12 protein-coding genes and 1 pseudogene are annotated in these 12,080 nt (G+C 64.2%); 8 read left to right on the forward strand and 5 right to left on the reverse strand.

What is annotated here, in order from left to right; genetic code table 11:
- Nucleotides 1-3: 3 nt before the first annotated feature.
- The 3 genes from F1609_RS20620 to F1609_RS20630 are packed head-to-tail and all read right to left on the reverse strand — an operon-like array spanning nucleotide 4 to nucleotide 3,834.
- Nucleotides 4-1,701, reverse strand: a complete 1,698-nt coding sequence (locus F1609_RS20620) for an NAD+ synthase (RefSeq protein WP_167078535.1) — start codon at nucleotides 1,699-1,701, stop codon at nucleotides 4-6.
- A gap of 33 nt (nucleotides 1,702-1,734) precedes the next feature.
- Nucleotides 1,735-2,925, reverse strand: a complete 1,191-nt coding sequence (gene pncB / locus F1609_RS20625; protein ID WP_167078536.1) for a nicotinate phosphoribosyltransferase — start codon at nucleotides 2,923-2,925, stop codon at nucleotides 1,735-1,737.
- Between the two features lie 39 nt (nucleotides 2,926-2,964).
- Nucleotides 2,965-3,834: a cysteine hydrolase family protein gene (locus F1609_RS20630; RefSeq protein ID WP_167078537.1), complete on the reverse strand. Its 870-nt coding sequence runs from the start codon at nucleotides 3,832-3,834 to the stop codon at nucleotides 2,965-2,967.
- Nucleotides 3,835-3,999: 165 nt separating this feature from the next.
- Between F1609_RS20630 and F1609_RS20635 the strand changes: the two genes are divergently transcribed.
- The 7 genes and pseudogenes from F1609_RS20635 (at nucleotide 4,000) to F1609_RS20660 (ending at nucleotide 9,037) form a co-directional block, all read left to right on the forward strand.
- Complete coding sequence (locus tag F1609_RS20635) at nucleotides 4,000-4,665, forward strand: NUDIX hydrolase (RefSeq protein WP_167078538.1); 666 nt, start codon at nucleotides 4,000-4,002, stop codon at nucleotides 4,663-4,665.
- A 134-nt stretch (nucleotides 4,666-4,799) separates the two neighbouring features.
- Nucleotides 4,800-5,351: an RNA 2'-phosphotransferase gene (locus tag F1609_RS20640; protein ID WP_167078539.1), complete on the forward strand. Its 552-nt coding sequence runs from the start codon at nucleotides 4,800-4,802 to the stop codon at nucleotides 5,349-5,351.
- A gap of 319 nt (nucleotides 5,352-5,670) precedes the next feature.
- The gene (locus F1609_RS20645) at nucleotides 5,671-7,263 is read left to right on the forward strand and encodes a GGDEF domain-containing protein (protein WP_167078540.1); all 1,593 of its coding nucleotides are present in this window, start codon (nucleotides 5,671-5,673) and stop codon (nucleotides 7,261-7,263) included.
- A gap of 80 nt (nucleotides 7,264-7,343) precedes the next feature.
- Nucleotides 7,344-7,499: a GNAT family protein gene (locus tag F1609_RS35385; protein ID WP_167078541.1), complete on the forward strand. Its 156-nt coding sequence runs from the start codon at nucleotides 7,344-7,346 to the stop codon at nucleotides 7,497-7,499.
- Between the two features lie 9 nt (nucleotides 7,500-7,508).
- Nucleotides 7,509-7,679: pseudogene (locus F1609_RS35390) on the forward strand (GNAT family N-acetyltransferase); the annotation flags it as partial.
- A 192-nt stretch (nucleotides 7,680-7,871) separates the two neighbouring features.
- Nucleotides 7,872-8,513, forward strand: coding sequence for a TetR/AcrR family transcriptional regulator (locus tag F1609_RS34700; protein WP_229421972.1), 642 nt, complete (start codon nucleotides 7,872-7,874; stop codon nucleotides 8,511-8,513).
- Nucleotides 8,510-9,037 (forward strand): hypothetical protein, encoded by a 528-nt coding sequence (locus F1609_RS20660; protein ID WP_167078543.1) that lies wholly within the window; start codon nucleotides 8,510-8,512, stop codon nucleotides 9,035-9,037. Before F1609_RS34700 ends, F1609_RS20660 begins: the two co-directional genes overlap by 4 nt.
- Before the next feature lie 22 nt (nucleotides 9,038-9,059).
- Here the strand turns inward: F1609_RS20660 and F1609_RS20665 are convergent, their stop codons facing one another.
- Complete coding sequence (locus F1609_RS20665; RefSeq protein WP_167078544.1) at nucleotides 9,060-10,319, reverse strand: gliding motility protein GldB-related protein; 1,260 nt, start codon at nucleotides 10,317-10,319, stop codon at nucleotides 9,060-9,062.
- A gap of 97 nt (nucleotides 10,320-10,416) precedes the next feature.
- A complete protein-coding gene (locus F1609_RS20670; protein ID WP_167078545.1) occupies nucleotides 10,417-10,986 on the reverse strand; it encodes a hypothetical protein in 570 nt (189 codons plus the stop codon).
- A 217-nt stretch (nucleotides 10,987-11,203) separates the two neighbouring features.
- Between F1609_RS20670 and F1609_RS20675 the strand changes: the two genes are divergently transcribed.
- On the forward strand, nucleotides 11,204-12,073 hold the full coding sequence (locus F1609_RS20675; RefSeq protein ID WP_167078546.1) for an isoaspartyl peptidase/L-asparaginase: 870 nt from the start codon (nucleotides 11,204-11,206) through the stop codon (nucleotides 12,071-12,073).
- Nucleotides 12,074-12,080 lie beyond the last annotated feature (7 nt).

The raw sequence follows: 12,080 nt of genomic DNA on the forward strand, positions 1-12,080 counted from the left end.
GGTTTAATAGTAAGCGGCAATCGGCAATTGACGGCCGCTGCCAAAGGCGCGCGAACGCACCCGGATAATCGGAGGCGCCTGGCGCCGTTTGTATTCGTTACGCGCGACCATGCCGTGGATGCGCTTGACCAGCTCCGCGCCGGCGGCGTCGGCCAACAGGCCGGCCACGAACTGCTCGGCCAGCGCCGCTTCTTCCAAAGGCAGGCGGCGGCCTTCGATGTGCCACTTGAGGATCTCGTCGAGCACCTCGTATTCGGGCAGGCTGTCGGTATCCTGCTGGCCAGGCGCCAGTTCGGCCGACGGCGGCTTGGTGAGCACCGCGCCGGGAATCAGTTCGCGTCCGGCGCGTTGGTTCACATGGCGCGACAAGGCGTACACCTCGGTTTTATACAGGTCGCCAAGCAGGCCAAGGCCGCCGTTGGTGTCGCCGTACAAGGTGCAGTAGCCGACCGAAATTTCACTCTTGTTGCCGGTCGTGAGCAGCAAGGTGCCGGACGCATTCGAGTACGCCATCAGGATGGTGCCGCGCACGCGCGCTTGCAGGTTTTCAAGCGGCAGGCCTTGCAGGGGCCGGTCGAACGCACCGTCAAAGCCCACGCTGTACTGCCGCACCAGGTCCAGGATCGGGTGCGTGTAGAGCGTAATGCCAAGGTTGTTGCAGAGCGCGACCGAGTCGCTGACCGAGCCTTCGCTCGAAAACGCCGACGGCATGGTTACCGCGATCACGTTCTCCGGCCCCAGCGCATCGACCGCCAGCGCCAGCGTGAGCGCCGAATCGATGCCGCCCGAGGAACCGGCCACCACTTTGGTAAAGCCGCAGCGGCGCGCGTAATCCTGCAAGCCGAGCACGATCTGGCGGCGCGCGAATTCGGCCACCGGCAAACCGCCGGCACCTGGTGCGGCCAGGGCAAAGCCGTCGGCGGCGGAAAAGCGCCCCTGCGCAAAGCCGATCACCTGGAAGTCTTCGCAAAAGCGCTCGGCTTCGAACACGATGCCCTGCGAGGGCGACACCGCGAACGAGGCGCCGTCGTATACCAACTGGTCCTGGCCGCCGACCTGGTTGACGTACAGGATCGGCAGCTCGTTGTGCTCCGACGCCGTGCGAAACAGGGTGTGGCGCAGCTCCCGCTTGCCGATGTCGGACGGGCTGGCGTTGATGCTCACCACCAGGTCGGGCCGCGCCTCGCGCAGGGCGGTGAAGGGATTGACCTTGTAGTCGCGCCCTTCGTGGTTCCAGCCGTCTTCGCAGATCAGAAAGCCGACGCGCTGCTTACCGACTTGCAGCACGCAGGCCCCTTCCGGCCCCGGTTCGAAGTGGCGGCGGTCGTCGAACACGCCGTAGGTCGGCAGCAGCTGCTTGTAGTACTCGGCGACGATCTGGCCGTCGCGGATCGCCAGCAAGGCGTTGAACAGCGGTTTGCCGGGGCCGTCGTTGGCGCGCACGGCGCCCACCACCGAGACCAGCCCTGGCAAGGCGCGTGACGCATCCAGCACGCGCTCCAGGCCTGCGGCCATGCGCGCCAGGAATGCGGGCTCTTCCAGCAGGTCGCCCGGATAGTAGCCGCACAGGGCCAGCTCGGTGAAGACGGCCAGGTCGGCGCCCTGCCCGGCGGCGCGCTGCATGGCTGCGATGATGGCGCCGCTGTTGCCGTCGATATCCCCGACGGTCGGGTTCAATTGGGCGATGGCGATTTTAAGCATCGGGTTCTTTCGATTCGTTCGATTGTCCGCTTCTCAGGCGGAAGGGTGATTGAACACCTGGCGCAGGTAAGCCAGGAAGGTCTCGTCCTTGCACAGCGTCTTGCCCTGGGAGTCGGACAGCTTGGCCACCGGCTGGCCGTTGCAGCTCATGAGCTTCATGACGATATTGAGCGGCGTGAGGCCGACATCGTTCGACAGGTTGGTGCCGATGCCGAAACCGGTCATGGTGCGGTCGGCGAAATGGCGGTACAGCGAAAACGCGGTCGGCAGATCGAGGCCGTCGGAGAACACCAGGCGGCGCGTATGCGCGTCCAGACGCAGCCTGGCGTAGTGCGCCAGCGCCTTTTCGCCCCACACCACCGGATCGCCCGAATCGTGGCGCAGCCCGTCGAACAGTTTGGCGAAATACAGGTCGAAGTCGGCCAAAAACGCATCCATGCCCACCACGTCGGTCAGCGCGGTACCTAGATCGCCGCGGTATTCCTGCACCCAGTCTTCCAGCGCGGCCTTCTGGAAGTCGCGCAGGCGCACCCCGAACGACTGGAAGCTTTGCAGGTATTCGTGGGCCATGGTCCCGATCGGCACCAGCTTGTATTTCATCGCGAAATACACGTTCGAGGTGCCCTTGAACCAGGTGGGCACTTCGCGCGCCAGGGTGGCGACGACTTCCTCGTGCCAGGCGCCGGAAAAACGGCGGCGCACGCCGAAGTCGAAAAACTCGAACGGATGGCGCTTGGCCGGCTCGCTGGCCAGTTCGCGCAGCAGGGCGATCTTCGCTTGCAGGCGCTTGCGCCCTTCGGCCAACGCCGCCTCCTGGTCGAAACGGCGGAAATACAGCTCGTTGACGATGTACAGGACGTAGATTTCGAAGCCCATCACGTGCACCTGCGGCCCGGTGGCGCGGATCTGCAGTTCGTCGCCATCGGTTTCCACGCTCAGGAAATGGCGCTGGAAGCGGAACACGGTCAGGAAATCGGCAAAGTCGCTCTTGATGAAGCGCAGGCTGCGCAGGTAGGCGATTTCTTCCGCCTTGAACGAGAGCGAACACAAATGATCGAGTTCGCGTTCCACGTCGGCCTTCAGTTCGGCCAGCGGATAGGCCGGCACGTTGCGGCAGGTGAAGGCATATTCGGCCTGGGCGGCCGGATGGCGGTGCAACAGGGCCTGCCACATCGTGAATTTATACAGGTCGGTTTCGAGCAGGCTATGGACAATCGGTGTCATATGGTTCGCGTCGGCGCGCGTCAAAAGAGGAATGAAAGGTTAGCGGCGCGCATTGGCAAGCAGCTCGGGCACAATATCAGCCGCCTGCGCAATCTGCAGGCCACGCGCGCGCATATCGCGTACAAAGTCGTCGTACTGGGCGTCAAAGCCGGTCACGGGGCTCATGCAGTCGGTCAGCAGGACCAGCTGCGCGAGCTGCGTCTGGTCCCAGTTGGCGACGATATGCTCGGTGGTGGCGCGCACGCAGTGGCTGCCCGCTTCGCCGGTGATATATACCTGGTCGGCGCCGCGCAGCAGCGCCAGGAACGCCTGGTTGACCTGGGTGCTGTCGTCGTCGGCGTCGGGCACCTCGGCCTGCACCGCCGAATAGTGCTCGGTCCACGGATTGCTGCCCTTGCTGATCTTGCTGACCATGCCCAGCGCGCTATCTTCCCACGCGTTATAGGCGGCGCGCACGTCGGCATGCACGTTGTGGCCCCACGAGCCGATCTCGCAGTGCACCGGCCAGGCCATCAGGGTGTAGCGCCCGGCCGCTTCCAGCGCGTCCAGGTAGGCCAGCACGCGCGGCAGCGCAGTCGCTTTGCGCGGCAGGTATTTACCCTGGCGCACGTCTTGCGCCGTGATTTGCGTGAACGGCTTGATCGCGCCCTGCCCGGCATCCATCCAGAACGAACTGTGCGCGACGTCGAAGCGGTGGTGCGAATCGAGCGTGATGCTGATCGCGGACAGGCCGTCCCGGCCCTGGTCAATCAGACCGGCCACGCGCAGCATGTCGGCGTGCGCGCCGCTCACCGGCAGCGCCGGTGCCGGCGCGGCGTTGTCGCCCACCGGCGCCGGCAGATAGGCGGCCGGCAAATCGCAGAAATCGTTTTGCGGATCAATCACGAGCAGGTGCAGGTTGCGTTTCATTTGCTTGTCCTTTTGGATACAGTACGACAAGCATAAGCTACTTAATTTACTTTTGCAACTAACTATGCAATAATTTGTTCAGCCGCGGGCCGGCTTGACTATATAGAAGGAGTAAGGCATGGCGTTGAAGTTGATTTTTAGAAACCTCCAGTTGGCGCGCACGGCATGAGCGCAGTCATCTGCACCGTCGACATTGTGCTGCTCACCCTGCTCGGGGACGAACTGGCCGCCGTGCTGTTACGGCGCGAAAACGCGCCATTCCAGGGCGCGCTGGCCATTCCCGGCGGCTACGTGCACCCGGAAGACGACTTGAGCGCCCACGATGCCGCCATGCGCGTGATCAAGACCAAAACCGGCATCGTCGCGCCCTACCTCGAACAACTGGCCACGTTCTCGGGCGCCAAACGCGATCCGCGCGGCTGGTCGGTGTCGGTGACGCACTACGCGCTGGTGCCGCATGCACTGCTGGCGGCGCGCAAGGACGAGGCGGTGCATATTATTCCCCTGTCGCAGCTGGGCGCCTTGCCGTTCGACCACAACGCGATCATCGCCACCGCGCTCGAACGCCTGCGCAACAAGAGCCAGTATTCTTCCCTGCCCTGCTTCCTGGCGGGCGACACCTTCACCTTGCCGCAATTGCAACGGTTATATGAACTGCTGCTCGGCGACACGCTCAACAAAGTCAGTTTTCGCCGTAAAATGAGCGAGATGGATATACTCGACCCGGTCGACGGCCAGTTCGAAGCGGCCGGCGCGCATAGGCCAGCCCAGCTGTACCGCATGAAAGCGGCGCTGAAAAAAACCCTGACCGTGCTCGAACGCGGCCTGTGACCCCCGTCCACGCCCACCCTGTTTGCATTCCATGCAACAGGCATTGCCGCATTATCTTGCCATCCTTATATTAACGTCACGTATAATGACGCCTCCTGAACAACCATAAAAACAGAAAAGCACCATCGAAATTGATGAAAGATTCCAATCAAACTGTCAAGGTCAGTAAATTCCTGTCCTTGATCCTGCGTCACAGCCCTGCCACCATCAAGCTCAAGCTCGACGAAAACGGCTGGGCCGACATCGACGAACTGCTCGCCGGCGCCGCCAGCCATGGCACCAGAATCAACCGCAAGCTGCTCGACGACGTCGTTGCCGACAACGATAAAAAACGCTTTTCCATCAGCGACGACGGCAAGCGCATCCGCGCCAACCAGGGCCACTCGGTCAAGGGCGTCGACCTCGAACTGATGCCGGTGACGCCGCCGCAAGTGCTGTACCACGGCACCGCCTCGCGCTTTAGCGCGTCGATCCGCGAAAAAGGCCTGATTCCCGGCACCCGTCACCATGTGCACCTGTCGGCCGATACCGCCACCGCCGTCAGCGTCGGCCAGCGCCACGGCATGCCGGTGGTGCTGACCATCGACGCCCTGGCGCTGCATGAGCAAGGCCAGCCGTTTTATCTTTCCGCCAACGGTGTCTGGCTGACCGGACCGGTCAACAAGCGCTTTATCGTCTTCCCTTGATTTTTCCAGACTGCAATTGAACGCGCGGGCGGGAGAATTGGCAAGGCATGCTTGGATTGGCTTTGTGAAACAACAGACAAGCATTCTTTGAATAAATATTTGATTCCAGTTCGCATTGGCTAAGGTAGAATGGCCGCTCTATTATTCAATCACCGCATGCATCCGGCCGCCCCTGGCCATGCTGCCTTGCGGGGCAACCACGATGTGAGTGCAGGCGCCATGTTGCGATCCGATCCACCCGTACTCCCTACGTGCGGATCCCTGCCCCACCCCGCGCCCGCGCGCCCCCAGATTCTTTTCGAACGCGACCTCCACCGTCATGAAAGCTGAAAAGCAGTTATCGCCCGTTACAGAACTCGATGGCAAAAAGCGGCCGCTGATCGCCATTGCCGCCTCGTTCCTGTTCTTTGTCTGTATTTCGCTGGTGGCGGTGCAGGGCTGGAGCATCTACAGCGCGCGCGAAACCCAGCTGGCGCAGAGCGCCGCGTCGACCGCCAACATGGCGCGCGCCCTGGCCGATCACGCCGACAGCACCATCGAACTGGTCGACACCATCCTGGACGGGGTCGTCGAAAGCGTCGAGCATGACGGCATCAGCCGCTACGGCGAGCGCCTGCACCTGCACCTGATCGACCATGTCAGCCGCACGCCCTCGCTGCAGGGCATGTTCATTTACGACGCCAAGGGCAACTGGGCGCTGCACTCGCTGCGCGATCCGGTTCCGGCGCTCAACAACGCCGACCGCGAATATTTCATCTATCACGCGACGCACAAGGACAAGCTGGCGCACGTCGGCGCACCGGTGCGCAGCCGTACCACCGATACCTGGGTGCTGCCGGTGTCGCGCCGCCTGGAAAACAAGGATGGCAGTTTTGCCGGCGTGGCCCTGGCCACGGTCCAGCTGAGCTTTTTCCGCACTTTCTATGACAGTTTCGACATCGGCGCGCATGGCAACATCACCATCGCCACCGACAAGGGCGCGCTGGTGATGCGCCGTCCTTATCGGCAAGAGCAGATCGGCGCCTCGATCGCCGCCGAACCCATGTTCAAGCAGTGGCGCGAGCGCGGCGCGCTCGGATCGGCCGCCATTCCGGTCGACGCCGACGCCGTCGACCGCATGTACAGCTTCCGCCAGCTGCGCCGCTATCCGCTGTTCGTGGCGGTGGGCCTGTCGACCGGCGAAACGCTGTCGAACTGGTGGGCCAACGCCTACCTGTCGACGGCGTGGGTGGTGATTTTGCTGCTGATCCTGTGCTGGATGGGCGTGCGCCTGTTCCGCCAGGTGACCTTGCGCGACGAACTCGAAGAACAGCTGCGCAACGCCCAGCTGGCGCTGGTGACCAAGAACCGCTCGCTCAAGCTGCTGGCGCGGAACGACGGCCTGACCGGGATCGCCAACCGGCGCCTGTTCGACGCCCGCCTCGACGCCGAATTCAACCGCGCCGTGCGCGACGGCACCTCGCTGGCGCTGGTGCTGCTCGACGTCGACTTCTTCAAGAAGTACAACGATCACTACGGCCACCCGGCCGGCGACGCCTGCCTGCAGTTCATCGGCCAGTGCATCCGCACCGGGCGGCGCCGCGCCGGCAACCTGGCCGCGCGCGTCGGCGGCGAAGAGTTTGCGATCCTGCTGCCCAACACCGACTTGTACGGCGCCATCGTGGTGGCCGAAGCGGTGCGCCGCTCGATTGCCACGGCCGGGCGCGAGCACGCGGCCAATCCGGCCGGCATCGTCACCATCAGCTGCGGCGTGCACGCGCTGGTGCCGGGCAAGGACATGGACAGCAAGCAGCTGGTCGAAGCGGCCGACAAGGCGCTGTACCTGGCCAAGTCGACCGGGCGTAACCGGGTGTGCCCGGATGCGCCGGCGGCGTCGTCGCGGCGCGAACGCGCCTCCGTGCTGGGCGACTGAGTCACGCGCTGCGACCGGCAAGCGATTGCAGTCCCATCGTACTACCCACGCTGCAAAGCCGACGGCTTGCTTTACGCGCGATGCGGGACGCCGATGCCCCGGGCATCCTTGCCATCTACAGCGATCCGCGCGTGATGCGCCAACCCGGCGAAGAACCGTTCCCGGATCTCCAGACCGTCGACATCATGCTCGCCAGCGTTCGCCGTCTTCTGGCCGACGGTACTTCGCTGGAGTGAGCGATTGCCTTGCGCGACAGCGACCAGATCATCGGCACCTGCGGGCTCCATTACTTCGATCAGCGGCAAGCGCAGGTCGGCTGCCTGTTGCGGCATTCGGCCTGGGGCCAGGGCTACATGACGCAAGCGATCGGCCTCTTGACGCACTACGCGGGCCACGTTCTGCGCCTGAATCGCCTGGTCGCGGACGTGGCGCCCGACAATGAACGGGCGCAAGGTCTTTTCAAGAAGCTCGGATACAGCGCAGCGGCGCCAGTGCGGCCTTCGAAGGGGCTGCATGGTGATGCCTCGCATAAAAGACCAGCAAATGCGCGCGATATGGGAGAATACGAGCAATTACTCGTATTGAAAACACGGATTCCAAGGACCCGCATGCGCCCTCTCCCCACGCCCCGCAAAGCGCCGCGCCAGGCACGTTCGCAACACATGGTCGAGCAGATTTTGCAGGCCACGGCCAGCATTCTGGAAGAACGCGGCTACGCCGGCATGAACACCAACGCGGTGGCCGCGCGCGCCGGGGTGAGCGTGGGCTCGGTGTACCAGTATTTCCCGAACAAGGATTCGCTGATCGCGGCGCTGCACCAACGCCATGGGGCGCACATGTACGCGGCCATCGACGCGGTGCTCGCCGGCGCCGCGGCGCGCACCCTGCGCGAACATCTGGCGGCCATGGTGCATGCCTGGCTGGCGGCGCACCAGGTCGAGCCGGAGCTGCACAAGGTGCTGGAAAAGGAATTTCCGTTTTTCGACGCGCCGACCCAGGACAGCCCGGCCGACAACAACTCCTTCCAGCGCATCCTGCGCATGCTCGAAGCGCACCGCGACGAAATCGGCCAGCCCGACCTGGACCTGGCCACCTGGGTGCTGCTGCGCATGATGGAGTCGCTGGTGCACGCCGCCGTGATGGATGCACCGGCGCGTTTTGCGCCAGCCGACATCGAACGCTGCATCGTCGATGCCTTGCACGGCTACCTGCGCGCCGGGCCGGCACAGGCTGGGGCACAGGACAAATGAACAAGCAACATTTGCTGATCAAGATCGTGCAAAATGCCCAGCGCCGGCATGTCAACCGGTTGCTGGCCGAAGACCTCAGCGAAGCCTTGCGACAATCGATCGCGCGGGCGATCTATTTTCCCGACTCCAGCGATATCCTTCAACAAGCCATGGCGATGCTTGGCGATGCACGTGCAAGCAAGCAGACCTTCTTCGTACCGGCCTACCATCTCATCGACGAGAAAGCGCTAGCGGCCATCGCAAACCTTCCGGACTTGCCTGCCGTGTTATGTTTTTTCCCCGCCTGCCATGCCAATCACGAGTACGTCAGTTCCGACTTGCCCGTCTTGGAAATAGCGCGCACCAGCGCCGCAGACTGGTACCGATTCAACGCATCAAGGAAAGATCAACTCTCCTTCTTCTTTTGCATCGCGCCGGATTTTTCGTGCGGCATGATCATGGACGTCTGTGCGGGCGATCCCATGACCTCCGGTTCCGACCACCCGATCTACGAACTGTACAGCTGGGACCTCGGGCCACGCTGAGCGGCAGCGCCAGCGCCGCCCATCAAGGCTGCGCGGCATACCCGCTCTCGGCCAGGAAGCGCTTGACATCCTTGACGTGCAAAATGTCGGCGATGGCCTGGCGCTTGTCCCTGGCCTGCTTGTAATACGCCTCGGTGATCCGGAACCCCATGAAGTAGCCCAGGTCGGCCGGGCGCTCGCCTTCCGGCGCGCCGCTGTACAGCCAGCGCTTGAAGTCGGTGCCATCCATCGCCGCCAGGAACTCCTTTTTCAGCTGCGCCTCATTGGCGTAGCCGTAGCGATAGATCGGCTCGTTGAACTTGCCCTTGGTCACCAGCGACGCGAGGAAATCGCACGACCCTTCCTTGATCGCATGACCGAGCAAGGTGTGCGGATCGAGCTGCTGCTGGAAATGCATCAGCTCATGCGCGACGATCGACGGCAGCTTGTCGATATCGGCCGTGCCCGACAGCAGCCAGGGGTCGAGTTCGCCTGTCGGCACGCCCGGGCCGCGTCCATACATCTCGGTGCCGATCAGCAAGCCGTCCGCCGACGCGGTACCGCCGGCGCTCAGGCGGCCGATCACAAAGTAAATATCGGGGAACATCGCCGCCGGATACAGCGCCTTGAAATGCCGCATTTCCTCGCGGATCACCGGCTCGAACGAGGCCGCGCGCAGCGTATTGGCGCGGATGGCACGGTAATAGGCCGCGTGCTTTCCCATGCGGCGAACCATGCTGGCGCCGCTGTTGATGCGCATGTGCACGAAGCCATGCAAACCGGCGCTGCCGGCATCGAGGTACTCGCGCTCGAGCAAGGCGGCCGGATCGGCCGCGCCGTCGAGCTTGTCGTACACGGTCCAGAAGCGCGCGATGTCGCTGGTGACGAAGCGGAAGTCTTCCGGGCTGGCATGGGCGGCGCGGTAGGCGCGGTCGTTGGCGCCGGCGCCGGCGACAATGCCGGCCCAGCGCGGGTCGGCGCGCAGCGAAACGAAATCGTCCTCCTGCTCCAGCTCATCGCGCAGGCGGAAGGCGCGTCTGGCGACGCCCTGCTCCAGGATCGCGAGCGCCTGCGCCTTCTGCCCGAGCCTGGCGGCCGTGGCCGCGTACTTATGGTCCATCGCCATGCTGGCGTAACCGCTGTCGGCCGCCTTGCGGTAGGCGTCGAGCGCGGCCTGCGGCTTGTTGTCGTCGCGCGCCACGTCGGCCGCACTGGCCCAGGCGCGTCCCGACGTCTGGCCGTGGGCCGGGCCGGCCAGCGCCGAGACAAGCATGACGGCATGGAGGAGCGCGATTGTTTTCATGAACGACCCTTGAGCTGAGAAGGCGTCCATTATGGCAATTCCTGCGCCATGCGGGAATTGTTATACGACAGCTTGCCAAATCAAGGGGGCAGGACGGCTAAACGGGACGCCCGTCCGGATCGGGGCCGATATCGTTCAGGCGGATCGTGCTCGCCAGTCCACGGCTCAGGTCGGCCAGCGTGTCGGCGTCGTCGAGGTTGAAGTGGATGTCGAGATCGTCATGGCTCATCACCCAGATGGTGCCGTAGAAGGCGCCGAACTGGCCGATCAGGGGCGTCACCAGCGCTTCGTTGATGTGGACATTGTTCTCCGCCATCCAATGGAAATACTGGTGCGGCTGGACGAACAGCTGGGTGCTGCGGTACGAAAAACACAGCCCGCACGGGCTGTTCGAACGCGGAAAACGCCGCCCTTCGTAGGGCGCCAGCGCGCCGGCGGTGGCGGCCCAGGTCAGTTCGTCGAGGTCATTATTGTCGAAAATGCTGATGCCGGCCGACTGGGCCGAACAGCGCAGCAGCGCTTCCTCGCAACGCGCGCGCAGGGCGTCGCGCAAGGTCACGCCATCCTGCGGCGCCACGCGCGGCATGCTGCGCAAAGGCGCATTGCCGGCACGCTTGCGTGGACGGGAACGGAGTTGATCTGTTGCAATAATTTCGGACAGTGACATTGACCACTCCGGTGAGAGGCCGCAAAGCGGCCATGTGGACAGAGTCTACGCCGAGTCGGGTGCGTTGTCAGTTCGCAAACATACACTACTTGTTATATCTTTAGATAAACCGACAGTTTCAACATCGGGCAATGCGGCGCAGGGTTAGGCACTTCACACTCGCGGCGCGCGCCGTCATCGATAATGTCAACCCTGATTGGCCTTTGCGGAGACCCCCATGCCTGCTCCAACCGCCATCGTCGTCCACGGCGGCGCCGGTACCTCGCGCGACAATGAAGATGGCTGCGCGCGCGCCGCCGGCCTGGCCCTGGCCGCCCTTGAACGCGGCGGCGACGCCCTCGACGCCGCCGTGGCGGCGGTCGTCTCGATGGAAGACGACGGCCGCTTCAACGCCGGCACCGGCTCGGTGCTGTGCCTGGACGGCCAGACCATCGAAATGGACGCCTCCGTCATGGATACCCACGGCCGCCTGGGCTGCGTCGCCTGCATCACGCAAGTACAAAATCCGGTGCTGGTGGCGCGCGCGGTGGCCGACAGCCCGCACTGGCTGCTGGCCGGCGACGGCGCCACCCGTTTTGCCCGCAATGGCGGCCACCCGCCCTACTGCCAGCCGACCGACAAAGCGCGCGCCGCTCATGCGCGCCTGATCGCGCAACTGGGCGACCGGCCGGAATTCGCGCGCCTGTGGAACTACCAACGCGCGCTCGAAGAGAGCGGCGAGCGCGCCTGCGACACGGTGGGCGCAGTGGTGCGCGGCGCCGACGGCCACTTCGCCGTTGCAAGCTCGACTGGCGGCTCGGCCCCGTCGCTGCTGGGGCGGGTGGGCGACACGCCGATCATCGGCAGCGGCTTTTACGCCGGCAGCGACGGCGCGGTGGCCGCGACCGGCATCGGCGAAAACATCGTGCGCCACCTGCTGGCCTACACCGTGTACCAGTGGATCGCCGCCGGCACGCCCATCGAGCAGGCTGTGCAGCGCGGCATCGACCTGTTCGACCCGGCGGTGGCGGTCGGCCTGATCGCGGTCGGCAAAAGCGGCCACGCGGCGGTCAGCAACCGCCCCATGCCGCGCGCCATGATTTGCTGACCCGCGT

The organism is Massilia aquatica (genome assembly GCF_011682045.1).
In the GTDB taxonomy this organism is placed as follows: Bacteria; Pseudomonadota; Gammaproteobacteria; order Burkholderiales; family Burkholderiaceae_D; genus Telluria_A; species Telluria_A aquatica.

Excerpts from the sequence above, each read along its gene's own strand:
- F1609_RS20665 (WP_167078544.1), bottom strand. The coding sequence starts at position 10,319 with ATGAAAACAATCGCGCTCCTCCATGCCGTCATGCTTGTCTCGGCGCTG.
- F1609_RS20675 (WP_167078546.1), top strand. The coding sequence starts at position 11,204 with ATGCCTGCTCCAACCGCCATCGTCGTCCACGGCGGCGCCGGTACCTCG.
- F1609_RS20640 (WP_167078539.1), top strand. The coding sequence starts at position 4,800 with ATGAAAGATTCCAATCAAACTGTCAAGGTCAGTAAATTCCTGTCCTTG.
- F1609_RS20630 (WP_167078537.1), bottom strand. The coding sequence starts at position 3,834 with ATGAAACGCAACCTGCACCTGCTCGTGATTGATCCGCAAAACGATTTC.
- F1609_RS20645 (WP_167078540.1), top strand. The coding sequence starts at position 5,671 with ATGAAAGCTGAAAAGCAGTTATCGCCCGTTACAGAACTCGATGGCAAA.
- F1609_RS20635 (WP_167078538.1), top strand. The coding sequence starts at position 4,000 with ATGAGCGCAGTCATCTGCACCGTCGACATTGTGCTGCTCACCCTGCTC.
- pncB (WP_167078536.1), bottom strand. The coding sequence starts at position 2,925 with ATGACACCGATTGTCCATAGCCTGCTCGAAACCGACCTGTATAAATTC.
- F1609_RS20660 (WP_167078543.1), top strand. The coding sequence starts at position 8,510 with ATGAACAAGCAACATTTGCTGATCAAGATCGTGCAAAATGCCCAGCGC.
- F1609_RS20620 (WP_167078535.1), bottom strand. The coding sequence starts at position 1,701 with ATGCTTAAAATCGCCATCGCCCAATTGAACCCGACCGTCGGGGATATC.
- F1609_RS20670 (WP_167078545.1), bottom strand. The coding sequence starts at position 10,986 with ATGTCACTGTCCGAAATTATTGCAACAGATCAACTCCGTTCCCGTCCA.
- F1609_RS35385 (WP_167078541.1), top strand. The coding sequence starts at position 7,344 with ATGCGGGACGCCGATGCCCCGGGCATCCTTGCCATCTACAGCGATCCG.
- F1609_RS34700 (WP_229421972.1), top strand. The coding sequence starts at position 7,872 with ATGCGCCCTCTCCCCACGCCCCGCAAAGCGCCGCGCCAGGCACGTTCG.